The sequence below is a fragment of the Azospirillum sp. OGB3 genome, from assembly GCF_014192915.1.
Classification (GTDB): Bacteria; Pseudomonadota; Alphaproteobacteria; order Azospirillales; family Azospirillaceae; genus Azospirillum.
In genome coordinates this window covers 190,772-206,873 of record NZ_JACHYN010000011.1, presented here as the reverse complement: position 1 = coordinate 206,873, position 16,102 = coordinate 190,772, and the positions used below count along the sequence as shown (strand labels likewise).

Sequence of the window (16,102 nt, the reverse complement as noted above, 5' to 3'; positions counted from 1 at the left end):
GACCGCATGCCCCTCGATGCGCTGCTGCTGCCGCTGATCGTCAAGATCGTGGCGGCGGCCCTGGTCGTCGTCGTCGCCTCGCTGGCGGCGGAGAAGGCCGGCCCCTTCTACGGCGGCATGATCACCGCCCTGCCCGTCTCCACCGGACCGGCCTTCGTTCTGCTCGCGATGGAGCATGGCGACGGCTTCGTCGCCGACGCCGCCCTGTCGGGGTTGGTCGGCAACGCGACGATCGTCCTCTATCTGGCGCTTCTGGTGCGGATTGCCCCGCGCTGGAGCATGCCCACGACCGTCATCACCAGCTCGGCCTTCTGGATCATCGTGGCGGCCACCCTGCGCTCCGCCGTCGACTGGACACTGCCGCTGGCGCTGCTGCTGACCATGGTTTGCTACGGGATCGCCGCCTGGGCGGCGTCGGCGCCGATTCCGGCGGACACGGTGATTCGGACCGCGCGGTCGCGCTGGTACGACATCCCGGCCCGCGCCGGCCTCGTCGGCCTGCTGGTCGCCACCGTGACGACGCTCAGCCACAGCATCGGGCCGGCGGCCACGGGAATCGCCGCCGTGTTCCCCATCGCCCTGACCAGCCTGACGGCGATCCTGCACGGCCGCCTGGGCGGCGGCGTGGTCGCCGCGGCAATGCGCAGCGCGCTGCTGACCAACCCCGGGCTTGCCCTGGCGCTGACCACCGCGCATCTGCTGGCCGAACCCGCCGGACGGTTTGTCGCGCTCGGCGCCGCGCTGGCGGTGTCGCTGTCCTGGGCCGGCGGCCTGCTGGTGTGGCGGCTGCGCCGCCCTCAGACGGCCTGAGTCTGCCTCAGGCCTGACCGCCGAAATCGAAGCCGGCGCCTTCCACGGCCTTCTTCACCGTCTCCGGGGCGACTCCGCCCTCCACGGCCACGGTGCCGGCGTCGAGGTCCACCGTCACGGCGGCGCCCGGCGCCAGCTTGCCGATGGCGTTGGTGACGGAGCGGGCGCAGCCGCCGCAGGTCATGCCGCCGACCTTGTAGGTGTCAGCCATGGAACTCTCCTCAAGCGGACCCGGCGGTCACCCGCCGGTGTGATGGGCGCGCACGACGGCGCTGACCGGAACCAGGACGAAGCCGCGTTTCTGCACCTCCGGCATCCAGGAGGCCAGTGCGTCGATTGTCGCATCGTGCGGATGGCCGATGGCGATGGCGTAGCCCTGCTTGCGCGCCACCTGCTCCGTCTTGGCGAGCTGGCCGCGCACCGCCGACACGGTCATCTCGTTGTCCAGGAAGATGTCGCGCCCGGCGAAGGGCATCTGAAGCTCCCGCGCGAGTGTCAGGCCGGCGCTCTTCGCGGTGGTCCGGCTGTCCAGCCACAACAGGCCGCGCCGCGCGATCTCACCCAGCACGGGCGCCATGGCCGCGGAATCCGCGGTGAAGCGGCTGCCCATGTGGTTGTTCACCCCGACATAACCGTCGAAGCTGTCCAGCGCCGCCTTGGTCCGGCGCAGGATCTCGCCCTTGTCGAGCGACACGCGCAACGCCTGCGGCCCCGGATCGGCCGAGCCGCTCGGCTCCATGGGAAGATGCAGCATCAGCTCGTGCCCGGCGGCGCGGGCGGCGCGGGCCTGGGCCGGCAGCTCGTGGGCGTAGGGCAGCCACGCCAGCGTCAGCGGCGCCGGCAGCGAGACCGTCCGGTTCGAGCGCTTGCGGTCCACCCCCATGTCGTCGATGACGATGGCGATGGCCGGCTTGCCCGGCGGGGCGCGGAAGGGCAGCGCGTTCTTCTTCCACAGCGGCGAGCCGGGCGCCACCTTGGGCGGTTCCAGCGGGGCGACGGGGGGCGGCAGCATCGCCACCACCGGCTTCGGCGTCAGGGCCGGCGGCGGAGGCGGCGCTGGTACCGGAACGGGGGCCGGGGCCTCGGTCACCTGGGGAGGAGGCTCGGGAACGGGAGCCGGAACGGCTTCGGCCTCGCGAACCGGCGGCGGCGGGGGCGGCGCTTCGGCGACCTTGGACGGCGGCGCCTTGATCGGCGCAGCGGGGGCGATGACCGGCGCCTCCCGCTCGACCACGGTCTCCGTCTCCGGCGCGTCGCGCCCGATGATGAAGCGCGCGCCGAGCGCCACCGCGAAGACCGCGATCACGCCGGCCAGCGCCAGCAGGACCAGCGAGACGGCGCGTCCCGAGGCGGCGGCAGGCGTTTTCGGCGATGGCTTCCGTGCCGCGGCTTTCTGGGGCTTGCGCGGCGTTGTCTTGGCCATGGGAAGGAATCTCGAACCCTGGTTTCCGGTTTGCGCGCAAGGTGGCACCGCCGCACCGTCCCTGCAACAGCGGAGCGGGGTGGAGGCTCCCGCCGGCTGGGACTATGCTGTGACCCGCCATGCTCCGCCCCCTCGCCCCCCTTGCGCTCCTCGTCGCCGCCATCGCTCCCCCGGCCCTCGCCGAGGAGGTCCGCTGCCCGCCCAGCCTGACCGTGCAGGCCCAGCCCGAGGCGCCCGGCGGCTGGTCGCCCTACCCGGCGAAGGACCAGCACACCCTCGCCGGCGTCGCGCTGGTGGAGGGCGACCGCTCGGCGCTGATGGCCACCCCTGCCCCGGCGGCGCTGGAGCCGGACCGCAGCCTGCGGCGGGGCCGTTCGGAAATCCGGCAATGGGACTTTCCCGCCGCCCGGCGCAGCAACGTCGTCCTGATCTGCCGCTACGGCGGGACGCAGGCCACGCTGGCCATCGACCTGCCGCGCACCGTGCGGCGCTGCCAGATCACCGAGGAGATCGATGCGCGCGGCACGGTCCTGGACAAGCCGACAACGCCGCCGCAGTTCCTCTGCCGCTGATTCTCCGCCGTTTGCGGGTTCGGACGGGCTGGAAATCCGTTGCTTCAGCCGCTAGGGTAGCCGCCTTGGAACAAGGCCGGAACGCTAGTCCGGGATGATCGGGCCGTGACCGACGGACCGGAAACGACAGGCCGGAAGGATGCCGGGGCGCCCCATGCTGCTGCTCATCGACAACTACGACAGCTTCACCTACAACCTCGTCCATTACCTGGGCGAACTGGGCGCCGAGCTGGACGTCCGCCGCAACGACAGCCTGACGGTGGAGGAGGCCATGGCGCTCCGCCCCGAGGGGATCGTGCTGTCGCCCGGCCCCTGCGATCCGGACAAGGCGGGCATCTGCCTGCCGCTGATCGACGCCGCCGCCAAGGCCGGCGTTCCGCTGATGGGCGTGTGCCTGGGCCACCAGGCCATCGGGCAGGCCTTCGGGGGCACGGTGCTGCGCGCGCCGGTGCCGATGCACGGCAAGGTCGACCGCATGTTCCACCAGGGTCGCGGCGTCCTGAAGGACCTGCCCTCCCCCTTCCGGGCCACCCGCTACCATTCGCTGATCGTCGAGCGTGCCACCCTGCCCGCCTGCCTCGAGGTGACCGGCGAGACGGAGGACGGCCTGATCATGGCGCTGTCCCACCGCGAGCTGCCGATCCACGGCGTGCAGTTCCACCCGGAAAGCATCGAGAGCGAGCACGGGCACAAGATCCTGGAAAACTTCCTGAACACGACCCGCCGGCTGGAGACCGCCGCATGAGCACGCCGTCCGCGCCGCACGGCGACCTGACCGACATGAAGGCGATCCTCGCCAAGGTCGCCGCCGGCGACGCCCTGAACGAGCCGGAGGCCGCGCTGGCCTTCGACATCATCATGTCGGGCAACGCCACCCCGTCGCAGATGGGCGGCTTCCTGATGGCGCTGCGCGTGCGCGGCGAGACGGTGGACGAGATCACCGGGGCCGCCCGCGTCATGCGCGCCAAGGCGATCCCGGTGGAGGCTCCCGACGGCACCATCGACACCTGCGGCACCGGCGGCGACGGGTCGGGCACCTACAACATCTCGACCGCCGCGGCGGTCGTCATCGCGGCCTGCGGCGTGCCGGTGGCCAAGCACGGCAACCGCGCCATGTCGTCCAAATCGGGCGCCGCCGACGTGCTGGGCGCGTTGGGCGTCAACCTGGACTGCGACATGGGTCTGGTGCGCAAGGCCCTGTGGGACGCGCGCATCGGCTTCCTGATGGCGCCGCGCCACCACCTCGCCATGCGCAACGTCGGCCCGACCCGCGTCGAGCTGGGCACCCGCACCATCTTCAACCTGCTGGGCCCGCTGTCCAACCCGGCCAGCGCCAAGCGCCAGCTCCTCGGCGTCTACGCCCGGCAGTGGGTGGAGCCGCTGGCCCATGTGCTGAAGCGCCTGGGGTCGGAGGCCGCCTGGATCGTCCATGGCTCCGACGGGCTGGACGAGATCACCACGACCGGCCCGACCACCGTCGCCCAGCTCAAGGACGGCGAGGTCACGGTGTTCGAGATCGAGCCGGAGCAGGCCGGCATCTTCCGCGCCCGGCCGGAGCTTCTGAAGGGCGGCGACGCCCATGTGAACGCCGAGGCCATCCGAGCGCTGTTCGACGGCGCTCAGGGTGCCTACCGCGACATCGTCCTGCTGAACGCCGCCGCCGCGCTGCACGTCGCGGGCAAGGCCGGCGACCTGAAGGAGGGCGTCGAGCAGGCCCGCCACGCCATCGACAGCGGCGCGGCCCGCGCCGTGCTCCAGCGCCTCGTCTCCATCACCAACTCGTCTGCCACCAACGAACCGGTTGCCGCGCCATGAGCGACGTCCTGACCCGCATCTGTGACGACAAGCGCGCGCTGGTCCAAGCCCGCAAGTCCGCCCGCCCGCTGTCCGCGGTGGAGGACGCCGCCCGCAGCGCCGACCCGGCGCGCGGCTTCATCCGCGCCCTGCGCCGCACGGTCGATGGCGGCCGCTACGGCCTGATCGCCGAGATCAAGAAGGCCAGCCCGTCCAAAGGGCTGATCCGCCCGGACTTCGACCCGCCGTCGCTGGCCCGCGCCTACCGCGAGGGCGGCGCCACCTGCCTGTCGGTGCTGACGGACGAGCCCTACTTCCAGGGCTGCGACGACTATCTGCTGGCCGCCCGCGCGGCGGTGGACCTGCCGGTGCTGCGCAAGGACTTCATGGTCGATCCCTACCAGATCGCCGAATCCCGCGCGCTCGGCGCCGACTGCATCCTTATCATCATGGCCGCGCTGAGCGACGCGCAGGCCGCCGAGATCGAGGACGCCGCCATCGCCTGGGGCCTGGACGTTCTGGTCGAGGTGCACAACCGGGAGGAGCTGGACCGCGCGCTGGCGCTGAAGACCCCGCTGCTCGGCGTCAACAACCGGAACCTGAAGACTCTGGCGGTGGACATCGCCACGACGGAGGAACTGGCGGCCCACGTGCCGGCCGACCGGATGCTGGTGGCCGAAAGCGGTCTCTACAGCCCAGCGGACCTGTCGCGCATGGCGGCTGTGGGCGCGCGTTGTTTCCTGGTCGGTGAATCGCTGATGCGGCAGGAGGATGTGACCGCGGCCACCCGCGCCCTGCTCGCCTGACACCAAATAAAAAGCAATGGGGAGGAGCGACGCCGTGCCGAACGTGACCATTGCCCGTGAAAGCCCGCTCCAGGACGAGGTGGTCCAGCTCATCGAGGAGCTGGACCGCTATCTGGGCGACTTGTACCCGGCCGAGAGCAACCATCTGCTCGACCTGCAGTCGCTGGCCAAGCCGGACATCCGCTTCCTGGTCGCCCGGCGTTCGGGAACCGTGGTCGGCTGCGGAGCCATGCGCATCGACAGCGAGGGCGGCTATGGCGAGGTCAAGCGGATGTTCGTCCAACCGACCGCGCGCGGCGGCCAGATCGGTCGCCGCCTGCTGGAGTGCATCGAGGACGAGGCGCGCGCCGCCGGCCTGTCCCTGCTGCGGCTGGAGACCGGCGTGTATCAGGACGAGGCCATCGCCCTTTACCGCAAGCAGGGCTTCACCGACCGCGGACCGTTCGGCCCCTACGGCCCGGACCCGCTGAGCCTGTTCCTGGAGAAACCCCTATGACCGACCAGCCCGCAAGCGGCTTCACCCATTTCGACGCCGAAGGCCGCGCGGTGATGGTGGACGTGTCCGACAAGGCCGACACCGAACGCACGGCGACCGCCCGCGGCTCCGTCCTCATGCAGCCGGAAACGCTGGCGCTGATCCTCCAGGGCGGCGTCAAGAAGGGCGACGTCCTGTCGGTGGCCCGGCTGGCCGGCATCATGGGGGCCAAGCGCACGCCGGACCTGATCCCGCTGTGCCACCCGCTGATGCTGACCTCGGTCAAGGTCGACCTGACCTGCGACCCCGAGCGCAACGCCGTGGACATCACCGCCACCTGCAAGCTGAAGGGCCAGACCGGCGTGGAGATGGAGGCGCTGACCGCCGTGTCGATCGCCGCGCTGACCGTCTACGACATGTGCAAGGCGGTGGACCGCGGCATGACCATCACCGAGGTGAAACTGCTGCACAAGGCCGGCGGCAAGAGCGGCGACTGGGGGAGCGCGGTCTGATGCTGCAGGTCGGTGAAGCCCGCGCCCGCATCCTCGCCGCCTTCACCGCCCTGCCGGCGGAGACGGTGGCGCTGCCCGACGCGCTGGGGCGCGTCCTGGCGGAGCCCGCCGTCGCCCGCCTGACCCAGCCGCCCTTCGCCGCCGCCGCCATGGACGGCTGGGCCGTCCGCGCCGCCGACATCGTCCTGGCGGCGGCGGATGCGCCGGTCACTCTGCGCCGCGTCGGTGAGTCCGCCGCCGGCCACGCCTTCGTCGGATCGGTCGGCGCGGGTGAGGCCGTGCGCATCTTCACCGGTGCCCCCCTCCCCGCCGGGGCCGACGCCGTGGTGATGCAGGAGGATTGCGAGGACGACGGGGACCGCGTGCGCGTCGGGCGCGCCGTGCCCGCGGGCCGCTTCGTCCGTCCCGCCGGTCTGGACTTCACCGCGGGAGAGGCGTTGCTTCCCAAGGGACGGCTGCTCACCGCCCGCGACGTCGCCCTGGCCGCCGCCGCCAACCTGCCCTGGTTGCGCGTCCACCGCCGCCCGCGGGTCGCCGTGCTCGCCACCGGGGACGAGATCGCCCTGCCCGGCGATCCGCTGGGGCCGAGCCAGATCGTCAGCTCCAACGCGCTCGGCCTGTGCGCGCTGGTCGCCAGCCAGGGCGGGCTCGCCCACAATCTCGGCGTGGCCAGGGACGATCCGGAGCATCTTGCCGCCATGGCCGCGGGGGCGGCGGGCTGCGACCTGCTGGTGACTACGGGCGGCGCCTCGCAGGGCGAGCACGACCATGTGCGCGACGTGCTGGGAGGGCTGTCGCTGGATTTCTACCGGGTGGCCATGAAGCCCGGCAAACCGTTGATCTTCGGGACGGCGAACGGCGTGCCGCTGCTCGGCCTGCCCGGCAACCCGGTGTCCACCGGGGTGGCCGCACTGCTGTTCCTGGTGCCGCTGCTGCGCCGTCTTCAGGGGCTGCCCGCCGAACACGCCACGCTCACGGTCCGGCTCGGCGCGCCGCTGAAAGCCAACGACGACCGCACGGATTTCCTGCGCGCCACCCTGTCCCCCGGAGCGGATGGCGAGCCCGTCGCCACTCCCTTCCCACGCCAGGACAGCGCGATGATGTCCCGGCTGGCCCAGGCGGACGCCCTGATCGTCCGCGAGCCGCAGGCAACCGCCGCCTCCGCGGGCGACCGCGTGACGGCGATCCCGCTGAGCGGCGGCATTCTGTCGCTTTAATCCCTTCCGCATTCGCCATCCAATTGGGGATCCTTTCGGGAGTCCTGTCCGTCGATTTGCGATTGATTTCATTCGTAGGGCTTGACGGGGGTTAAGAACCAAACTAGAACAAGATGGAACGTTTTGCTTTTGTTCCATATCTAGTGCGGAACCGGCCGGGAGGCACAAATGCTCACGCGCAAGCAGCACGAATTGCTGCTTTTCATCAACGAGCGGCTCGGACAGGGCGGTGTGTCCCCTTCCTTCGACGAAATGAAGGACGCTCTCAACCTGAAGTCCAAGTCGGGCATCCACCGCCTCATCACGGGGCTGGAGGAGCGCGGCTTCATCCGCCGCCTGCCCCACCGCGCCCGCGCGCTGGAGGTGCTGCGCCTGCCGGAGGGGCTTGAGACCGCCCGCACCCGGCCGCCGCGCGCCAAGTTCCAGCCCAACGTCATCAAGGGCGACTTCAGCTTCGCGGGACGCGAGGCGAACCCGGCGTCGGAATCGGTGCAGTTGCCGCTCTACGGCCGGATCGCCGCGGGCACGCCCATCGAGGCGTTGCGCGACGCTTCCGCCTTCGTGGACGTTCCCGCCGCCATGCTCGGCATGGGCGATCACTACGCGCTGGAAGTCGCCGGCGATTCCATGGTGGAGGCCGGCATCCTCGACCATGACACGGTGGTCATCCAGCGTTGCGACAGCGCGGACAACGGCTCGATCGTCGTCGCCCTGGTCGACGACGCCGAGGTCACGCTGAAGCGCCTGCGCCGCAAGGGCAACACCGTGGCGCTCGAACCGGCCAACGCCGCCTATGAGACCCGCATCTTCGGCGCCGACCGCGTTCGGGTGCAGGGCCGCCTCGTCGGTCTGGTGCGGAAGTACTGACGGCGGGGTGCTCCGGGGCGACGGTTCAGCGCGCCTCGGCCCTTCCATCGGGCAGCTTTCCTCCCATCGTCCACGGGCGGTCGCCGCGCCGCCCGCGCACGCTTTCCACCCGGATGCCCTGGTCCGACAGGGTGAGCGCCTGCGCGCCTCCCCGCCGCAGTTCCCAACGGTCGATGACCAGCGGCGCCCGGCACCCGCGTGACGGGGCCGCGGTCACCACGGCATCGGCCACCGCGCAATCCTCCGGCAAGGCGTCCGGCTGGCGCAGCAGCGCCACCGTCTTCCCCTGCGCACGGTAAAGGCACCCCAGAGCGTCGCAGCGCAACCGCCCGTCCAGGCTGACCCCGGCAAGCGGCCAGACATCCTGACCGGCCTTGTCCTCCGGCTTCTCCATGCCGTCGCGCCGCCTCCAGCTGTTGGCAATCCGGCCGTCGCTGGCAGTGGAGAGGCTGAGAATTCCCTCCGCGCTGCGCACGGCCATCAGCTTTCCGTCCTCAGCCACCAGAATGTCGGGGCGCGGCGCAAACACCGGGGCGACCAGCCCTCCGACCACAGCGGCCAGCCCCAGCCAGCGCCAGCGCCTTGTCCAGATGGCCAGCCACAGCCCACCCAGCGTGACCGCCGCGATGGCGGCGTCCGGCATGGCCGGCAGGAAGGCGGTGGCTCCGGGCAGCGCCGCGGTCCGCTCCGCCGTTTCGATGACCAGCCGAACGCCCCAGCTCATTGCCGTCACCGCCGGCCCCTCCAGCCCAAAGGGCAGCAGCAGGTAGGACAGCAGACTGAAGGGCATGATCCACACCGTCGTGATGGGGATCGCCACCATGTTGGACAGCACGCCGTAAAAGGCGACCTGCTGGAAATGGTAGAGTCCGTAGGGCGTCGTCGCGACCGTCGCCACCACGCTGGAAAAGGCGATGCCGCCCAGCGCCATGACGCCCTTGCCGAGCCAGCCCATTTCGCGCCGCCGCCGCACTGCCCAGGGCGTGAAGCGTTCGAAGGCGGCGATCAGGGCGACCACCGCCGCGAAGGACATCTGGAAGCTCGGCCCCAACATCCCCTCCGGGTCGTAGAGGACGGTGACGAAGCCGGCGAAGGCGACCAGCCGCATGCTGATCGGCGACCGGTCGGCGATCACCGCGCCCATGACGAGGCCGGTCATCAGCACCGACCGCAGCGTCGGCAAGGGCGCCCCCACCAGCAGCGTGTAGACGATGGCCGACAAGATGCCGGCCAGCGCCGCGATCTTCTTGATCGGCCAGCGCAGCGCGATCCAGGGAACCAGCGCCAGCAGGGCCCGCACCACCCAGAAGACGATCCCCGCGGCGATTCCCACATGCAGGCCGGAAATGGACAGGAGATGCGCCAGACCGCTGTCGCGGAAGGCGTCCATCATCGGCTCGGGGATTGCCGCAGCGTCGCCGTTCAGCAGGGCGGCGGTGACGCTGGCCTCCGCGGAATCGGCCACGACGGCGCGCACCCGCTCGGCGATGACGGCACGCGCCTGCTCAAAGGCCACGGTCACGCGTCGCCAGCCGCCGGGCGGCGGCGCCTCCTGCGCGACGGGGGCGCCCAGGACGAAACCGACCGCACCGAACCCCTCGAAATAGGCGCGCCGCTGCAGGTCGAAGGCCCCCGGCTCCGCGGGGGCGGCCGGCGGGTGGAGCATGGCGCGCAGCCGGACCACCGTCCCGGCCTCCGGCGGCGTCACCTTGGCCGGCAGATGCAGGCGGACCCGCTCCGGCGTCGCCTCCGGAGCCAGCCGCTCCACCGTCGGCTCACCGATCATCAGCCGCGTGCCCGTGGGCTGCCGCTCGATCGCCAGCACCCGCCCGGTCAGTTGCACCGGCCCAAGCTCCCGCGTCAGCATCGGTGCCGCCGCCGCCACGCTGTGCAGCTGCGCCGCGGCAAAACCCAACGCAACGCTGAGCAGCCCCAGCAGCAGGACGACCGGCGCCAGACGCCGCCGCGCCAGCCACAGCAGAGGCAGACAGCTGGCCGCGGCGCCCGGCCCGAGCCAGAGCGGGGGCTCGGCCGGCAGGCTGAAATACAGGGCCACGCCCGCCCCGGTTCCCACCGGAAGCCACAGCGCCCAGCGCTCCCGCTCGGCGGCGAGGCACTCCGCCGCCGCCGAGGCAAGGCGCATGGCGACGCCGCGTCGGACGGGACCGGCATCGTCCTCCTCCGCCGCCAAACCTCCGGCTATGCCCTCTTCAACCCCGTGGGCCATACTGCCGCCTATGCGCGCAAGGCAAATGCCTCCGGCGCCCTTAATGTGTTACACCACCGCACCAGCGCAGTCGCACCGCAGCAGTCGCGACCCCGCAGCCGCATCATTGTAGCAGCGCCGAACCCGGAATTGAGCCACCCATGACCGTCGTCACCCGTTTCGCCCCGTCGCCCACCGGCTTTCTCCACATCGGCGGTGCCCGCACCGCGCTGTTCAACTGGCTGTACGCCCGGCGCAACGGCGGCACCTACCTGTTGCGCATCGAGGACACCGACCGCCAGCGCTCGACGGACGCCGCGGTGGACGCCATCCTCGACGGCCTGTCCTGGCTCGGCCTCGACTGGGACGGCGACGCGGTCAGCCAGTTTGCCCGCAAGGACCGCCACGCCGAGGTGGCGCAGCAGATGCTGGCCGCCGGCCGCGCCTACTACTGCTACGCGAGCCCCGAGGAGCTGGAGGAGATGCGCGCCGCGCAGAAGGCCGCGGGCCAGCCGGTGCGCTACGACGGGCGCTGGCGCGACCGCGACCCGTCGGAGGCTCCGGCCGGCGTGAAGCCGGTGATCCGCCTGAAGGCGCCGCAGGATGGCGAGACGGTCCTGAAGGACCGCGTCCAGGGCGAGGTGACGGTGCAGAACGCCCAGCTCGACGACCTGATCCTGCTGCGCGCCGACGGCACCCCGACCTATCTGCTGGCGGTGGTGGTCGACGACCACGACATGGGCGTGACCCACGTCATCCGCGGCGACGACCATCTGACCAACACCTTCCGCCAGATCCAGATCTACAACGCCATGAGCTGGGACCTGCCGGAGTTCGGCCACATCCCGCTGATCCACGGCCCGGACGGCGCCAAGCTGTCGAAGCGCCACGGCGCGCTCGGCGTCGACGCCTACCGCGACATGGGCTACCTGCCGGAGGCGATCCGCAACTACCTGCTGCGGCTCGGCTGGGGGCATGGCGACGACGAGATCATCTCGACCGAACAGGCCGTGGAGTGGTTCAACCTGGAGGGCATCGGGCGCTCCCCCTCGCGCTTCGACTTCGCCAAGCTGGAGAACCTGAACGCCCACTACATGCGGCAGGCCGACGACGCCCGCCTCGTGGGCCTCGCCGCGCCGCGGCTGGAGGCCGAGCTTGGCCGCGCGCTGACCGAGTCGGAACGCGACCTGCTGACCCGCGCCATGAACGGGCTGAAGCAGCGCGCCCGCACCGTGGTCGATCTCGCCCAGAGCGCCCGCTTCTACCTCGCCGCGCGCCCGCTGGCGATGGACGACAAGGCCGCCGCGCTGTTGGACGGGAAGGGCCGCGGTGTCCTCGCCGAGCTCGCCGCCCGCTTCGAGGCCGAGGCCGACTTCACCGCCGCCGCGCTGGAGGGTCTGGTGCGCGCCTTCGCCGAGGAGCGGGGCGAGAAGCTGGGCAAAATCGCCCAGCCGCTGCGCGCAGCACTCACCGGCTCCACCGTGTCGCCGCCGATCTTCGAGGTGGCGGAGATCCTGGGCCGCGCGGAAACGCTGGCCCGGATGAAGGATGCCGCAACTGCAGCACGGGGATAACTTCCGTGCGTTGATATCCGCCCGGCATAGAACTATGCTGCGCGCATTCGAAAAGGGCGTTAAGCCCCAACCCTAAAGATAAGGACGTGCCGAGATGACCCAAACCGCGGACAAGGCCGATACCTTCACCCTGATCGACAACCGGACTGGAAAGCAGGTAAGCCTGCCCGTGATGAAGGGAAGCACGGGTCCGGACGTGATCGACATCCGCAAGCTCTACGCCGAGACCGGTTGTTTCACCTACGATCCGGGTTTCACTTCGACGGGCAGCTGCGAGTCCAAGATCACCTACATCGACGGTGATGAGGGTGTTCTGCTGCACCGCGGTTACGCCATCGACGACCTTGCCGAGCACGCGACCTTCCCGGAGGTCTGCTTCCTTCTCCTCAACAACCACCTGCCGAACGCCGCCGAGAAGGAAGAGTTCGAGGGCATCCTGCGCGGCCACTCGATGGTGCATGAGCAGCTGACCCGCTTCTACAGCGGCTTCCGCCGCGACGCCCACCCGATGGCGGTTCTCTGCGGCGTGACCGGTGCCCTCTCGGCCTTCTACCACGACTCGACGGACATCGAGGACCCGGTGCAGCGCAAGATCGCCGCGCACCGCCTGATCGCCAAGATCCCGGCGATCGCCGCGATGGCATACAAGTACTCGGTCGGCCAGCCGTTCATGTACCCGCGCAACGACCTGTCCTACGCCGAGAACTTCCTCTACATGACCTTCGGCACGCCGTGCGAGCCGTACAAGGTCAACCCGGTCCTGTCCAAGGCCATGGACAAGATCTTCATCCTGCACGCCGACCACGAGCAGAACGCCTCGACCTCGACCGTCCGTCTGGCCGGCTCGTCGGGCGCCAACCCGTTCGCCTGCATCGCCGCCGGCATCGCCTCGCTGTGGGGTCCGGCCCACGGCGGTGCCAACGAGGCCGTGCTGAAGATGCTGGAGGAGATCGGCTCGGTCGATCGCATCCCGGAGATCGTCCGCCGCGCCAAGGACAAGAACGACAACTTCCGCCTGATGGGCTTCGGCCACCGGGTCTACAAGAACTACGACCCGCGCGCCCAGGTCATGCGCAAGACCTGCCATGAGGTTCTGGCCGAGCTGGGCATCAAGGACGAGCCGCTCCTCGACATCGCCATGGAGCTGGAGAAGATCGCCCTCGAAGACCCGTACTTCGTCGAGAAGAAGCTGTACCCGAACGTCGACTTCTACTCGGGCATCATCCTGAAGGCGATGGGCTTCCCGACCAGCATGTTCACCGTGCTGTTCGCCGTGGCGCGCACCGTCGGCTGGATCTCCCAGTGGAAGGAGATGATCGAGGACCCGGTCCAGAAGATCGGCCGTCCGCGTCAGCTCTACACCGGCGCGACCAAGCGGGACTTCATCCCGCTGGCCGAGCGTGGCTAACCGGCCGACAGCACACATCGGGACGGGTGGCTCCGACGGAGCCGCCCGCAGCCCGGCTGCGTTCATCGTTCCGGCGCGGCGGGTCCGTCAGGGCCAGCCCGCCGCGAACGACAACAAGCCGCCGCTGTCGCGGCGGCTTCGCCGCATCGTCTTCTATGCGGTGATTGTGGCGATGATCGCCGCGGTGGTGCTGATCTGACCGTTTAGCCCTGGGTGATCGGGATGTGCGGCCCTTCCGCCGCCACACGCTCCATCCATGCGCGCACCGCCGGATAGCCGGACAGATCGAACCCACCCTCCTCCGCCACATGCGTGTAGGCGTAGAGCGCGATGTCGGCGATGCTGAAGCGATCGCCCACGAAGAAGCGGCGCTCCGCCAGATGCCCCTCCATGACGCCCAGCGCGTCGTAGCCGAGCCGGCGCTTGGTCACCAGCCCCAGCTTGCGCTCCTCTGTCATCTCCACATGGTGCGTGATCCAGAAGCGCACGGTCGCGACGTTCGGTTCGTGGCTGTACTGCTCAAAGAACATCCATTGCAGGACCCGCGCGCGGCCCTCCCGGTCGTCGGGCAGGTAAGGCGTGCCTTCCGCCAGATACCACAGGATCGCGTTGGATTCCGGCAGATGCCCGCCGTCCTCCATCTGCAGCGTCGGGATGCGCCCGTTCGGATTGCGGGCCAGGAACTCCGGCTTGCGGGTTTCCGCCCGGTCGATGTCCAGCTCGATCCGCTCATAGGGGATGCCGAGCTTGTGCAGCAGCAGCCGGCACTTGTAGCCGTTTCCGGAAGACAGGTTGTCGTAAAGGCGCAGCATGGGGGCGTGTCTCCGCTCCAAATCCATCCGATGGCGGATATAAACACGAAACGGGATCAGACGCCAGCGCGCCCCAGAGGAAGCGGCAGGCCGAGCCGTTCCAGCCGCGCCTGGTCCGCGGCGGCCTCCGCCAGCAGCCAGTGCCGGAAGGCGCGGAGCACGCCGCGCCCGCGCCCTTCCGCCGGCGCCGTCAGCACGTAGCGGTCGCCGCAGGGCACTGCCGGTCCGAAGGGGCAGACGAGCTGTCCCGTCTCCAGCGCCTCCAGCACCAGCGACGGGCGCCCCAGCGCGATCCCCTGACCCGCGATGGCCGCTTGAATGACCATCACCGATTCCGAAAAGCTCAGCCCGCGCGCTCCGTCCAGATTTGCTCCCGTGGCGGCGCGCCACAGGCTCCAATCCGGCGACGCCTGATAATGCAGCAGAGTCTGGCGGGACAGGTCGGCCGGGCCGGACAGCCGTTCCGCCAGCGATGGCGCACAGACCGGAAACAGCGGCTCTTCCGACAGGAGCGCCCCGTCTGGACCGGGATCGCCGCCGCGCACATAGCGGATCACCGCCCAGCCCGCCTCGGCCTCCGATGCGCGGTCGCTGTTGCCGCCCTCGATGTCCAGGCGCAGGTCCGGCCGGCCGTCCAGGAAGCGCCCCAGCCGCGGCACCAGCCACAGGGCCGCCCAAGTGCGCGGCGCGGCGATGCGCAGCCGCTCCGGCCCACGGTCGGCGATGCGGTCCCAGCTTTCCTGAAGGCGTCCGAGCCCGGCGGTGCAGGCCTGCGCGAGGTCGCGCCCAGCGTCGGTGAGAAGGAGGCCCTGCGGGGTGCGGTCGAACAGACGGACCTTCAGCCGCTTCTCCAGGTCCCCCACCTGCCGGCTGACCGCGCCATGGGTCAGTCCAAGCTCGTCGGCGGCGCGGGTCATGCTGCCGTATCGGGACGCCGCTTCGAAAGCGGCCAGAGCGGTGAAGGGAAGACGCGGCATCGGCGCTGCTGCTGGGGTTGACTGTGAGGATTCCTCACACCCCCGCCCGGCAAAATCAATTGTGGAGCGCAGGCGCAGCGGGCAGGCTTGGGCCGCGAACAGAACCATCCCGGCGCGTCCCATGACCACCCCCCTTGCCATCACCGACATTCCCGCTCTCGACGACCGCCGCCTGAGGGCAGAGCTGGAAGCCCTTCTGGAGGACGCGGTGAACAGCGGCGCCTCGGTCGGCTACCACGCCCCGCTGGAATCTCACTGGAAGCGAACCTTCTGGGACGGGGTGGAGGCCCAACTGTACGGGGGCGCACACCGTCTGCTGATCGCCCACGGACCGGAGGGAGAGTTGCTGGGAAGCGTGCAGTTGGCGCTGTGCACCAAGCCCAACGGCGCGCACCGTGCCGAAGTGCAGAAGCTGCTTGTCTTCACCCGCCATCGCCGGAACGGAGTCGCGCGGCGGCTGATGGCGGCGGTGGAGGACGCGGCCCGCGGTCTGGGGCGGTCCCTGCTGGTGCTCGACACGCTGAAGGGCGACAGCGGCGAGCCCTTCTACGAGGCGACGGGCTGGCGGCGGGCCGGACTGATCCCCGGCTACACCGTGGAAGCGGACGGCGCCTTCGGCGACACCGTCCTCTTCTACAAAACGCTGTGA

18 protein-coding genes are annotated in these 16,102 nt (G+C 70.4%); 13 read left to right on the top strand and 5 right to left on the bottom strand.

Translation table 11 applies throughout. The features are described from left to right. Positions 1 to 6: 6 nt before the first annotated feature. Positions 7 to 810, top strand: a complete 804-nt coding sequence (locus FHW79_RS21375; RefSeq protein WP_183180778.1) for a hypothetical protein — start codon at positions 7 to 9, stop codon at positions 808 to 810. Positions 811 to 817: 7 nt separating this feature from the next. On the opposite strand, the gene FHW79_RS21370 is transcribed toward FHW79_RS21375, so the two are convergent. Both FHW79_RS21370 and FHW79_RS21365 read right to left on the bottom strand, forming a co-directional pair. Then, a complete protein-coding gene (locus FHW79_RS21370; RefSeq protein WP_014240183.1) occupies positions 818 to 1,021 on the bottom strand; it encodes a heavy-metal-associated domain-containing protein in 204 nt (67 codons plus the stop codon). 27 nt (positions 1,022 to 1,048) lie between these two features. Further along, a complete protein-coding gene (locus FHW79_RS21365; RefSeq protein ID WP_183180777.1) occupies positions 1,049 to 2,233 on the bottom strand; it encodes a divergent polysaccharide deacetylase family protein in 1,185 nt (394 codons plus the stop codon). Between the two features lie 119 nt (positions 2,234 to 2,352). Here FHW79_RS21365 and FHW79_RS21360 point away from each other — a divergent pair, with 119 nt between their 5' ends. The 8 genes from FHW79_RS21360 to lexA all read left to right on the top strand — a co-directional run bounded on the left by FHW79_RS21360 (position 2,353) and on the right by lexA (position 8,476). Then, entirely contained in the window at positions 2,353 to 2,805 is a 453-nt protein-coding gene (locus FHW79_RS21360; protein ID WP_183180776.1) for an STY0301 family protein, read from the top strand. 154 nt (positions 2,806 to 2,959) lie between these two features. Continuing rightward, a complete protein-coding gene (locus FHW79_RS21355; RefSeq protein WP_035673146.1) occupies positions 2,960 to 3,550 on the top strand; it encodes an aminodeoxychorismate/anthranilate synthase component II in 591 nt (196 codons plus the stop codon). Then, positions 3,547 to 4,620, top strand: coding sequence for an anthranilate phosphoribosyltransferase (trpD, locus tag FHW79_RS21350; RefSeq protein ID WP_183180775.1), 1,074 nt, complete (start codon positions 3,547 to 3,549; stop codon positions 4,618 to 4,620). Before FHW79_RS21355 ends, trpD begins: the two co-directional genes overlap by 4 nt. Beyond that, positions 4,617 to 5,405 (top strand): indole-3-glycerol phosphate synthase TrpC, encoded by a 789-nt coding sequence (gene trpC / locus FHW79_RS21345; RefSeq protein ID WP_137114366.1) that lies wholly within the window; start codon positions 4,617 to 4,619, stop codon positions 5,403 to 5,405. Before trpD ends, trpC begins: the two co-directional genes overlap by 4 nt. Positions 5,406 to 5,439: 34 nt before the next feature. Continuing rightward, positions 5,440 to 5,901: a GNAT family N-acetyltransferase gene (locus tag FHW79_RS21340; protein ID WP_183180774.1), complete on the top strand. Its 462-nt coding sequence runs from the start codon at positions 5,440 to 5,442 to the stop codon at positions 5,899 to 5,901. Beyond that, a complete protein-coding gene (moaC, locus tag FHW79_RS21335; RefSeq protein ID WP_183180773.1) occupies positions 5,898 to 6,392 on the top strand; it encodes a cyclic pyranopterin monophosphate synthase MoaC in 495 nt (164 codons plus the stop codon). Before FHW79_RS21340 ends, moaC begins: the two co-directional genes overlap by 4 nt. Continuing rightward, the gene (glp, locus tag FHW79_RS21330) at positions 6,392 to 7,609 is read left to right on the top strand and encodes a gephyrin-like molybdotransferase Glp (RefSeq protein ID WP_183180772.1); all 1,218 of its coding nucleotides are present in this window, start codon (positions 6,392 to 6,394) and stop codon (positions 7,607 to 7,609) included. The genes moaC and glp overlap by 1 nt, the downstream gene beginning before the upstream one ends. A gap of 168 nt (positions 7,610 to 7,777) precedes the next feature. Next, on the top strand, positions 7,778 to 8,476 hold the full coding sequence (gene lexA / locus FHW79_RS21325; protein WP_114858480.1) for a transcriptional repressor LexA: 699 nt from the start codon (positions 7,778 to 7,780) through the stop codon (positions 8,474 to 8,476). Positions 8,477 to 8,501: 25 nt separating this feature from the next. Here the strand turns inward: lexA and FHW79_RS21320 are convergent, their stop codons facing one another. After that, positions 8,502 to 10,703: a ComEC/Rec2 family competence protein gene (locus tag FHW79_RS21320; RefSeq protein ID WP_247884526.1), complete on the bottom strand. Its 2,202-nt coding sequence runs from the start codon at positions 10,701 to 10,703 to the stop codon at positions 8,502 to 8,504. Positions 10,704 to 10,843: 140 nt separating this feature from the next. On the opposite strand from FHW79_RS21320, the gene gltX reads away from it, so the two are divergent. The 3 genes from gltX (at position 10,844) to FHW79_RS21305 (ending at position 13,863) form a co-directional block, all read left to right on the top strand. Further along, positions 10,844 to 12,256, top strand: coding sequence for a glutamate--tRNA ligase (gene gltX, locus FHW79_RS21315; RefSeq protein ID WP_183180771.1), 1,413 nt, complete (start codon positions 10,844 to 10,846; stop codon positions 12,254 to 12,256). 94 nt (positions 12,257 to 12,350) lie between these two features. Next, entirely contained in the window at positions 12,351 to 13,664 is a 1,314-nt protein-coding gene (gene gltA / locus FHW79_RS21310) for a citrate synthase (protein WP_183180770.1), read from the top strand. Beyond that, entirely contained in the window at positions 13,657 to 13,863 is a 207-nt protein-coding gene (locus FHW79_RS21305; protein ID WP_014240168.1) for a hypothetical protein, read from the top strand. The genes gltA and FHW79_RS21305 overlap by 8 nt, the downstream gene beginning before the upstream one ends. A 4-nt stretch (positions 13,864 to 13,867) precedes the next feature. Here FHW79_RS21305 and FHW79_RS21300 read toward each other — a convergent pair whose 3' ends face one another. Continuing rightward, a complete protein-coding gene (locus FHW79_RS21300; protein ID WP_183180769.1) occupies positions 13,868 to 14,476 on the bottom strand; it encodes a glutathione S-transferase family protein in 609 nt (202 codons plus the stop codon). Positions 14,477 to 14,532: 56 nt separating this feature from the next. After that, entirely contained in the window at positions 14,533 to 15,453 is a 921-nt protein-coding gene (locus tag FHW79_RS21295) for a LysR substrate-binding domain-containing protein (protein ID WP_183180768.1), read from the bottom strand. Positions 15,454 to 15,574: 121 nt separating this feature from the next. Between FHW79_RS21295 and FHW79_RS21290 the strand changes: the two genes are divergently transcribed. After that, positions 15,575 to 16,102 carry a GNAT family N-acetyltransferase gene (locus FHW79_RS21290; RefSeq protein WP_183180767.1) on the top strand — a complete coding sequence of 176 codons (528 nt, stop codon included), beginning with the start codon at positions 15,575 to 15,577 and terminating at the stop codon, positions 16,100 to 16,102.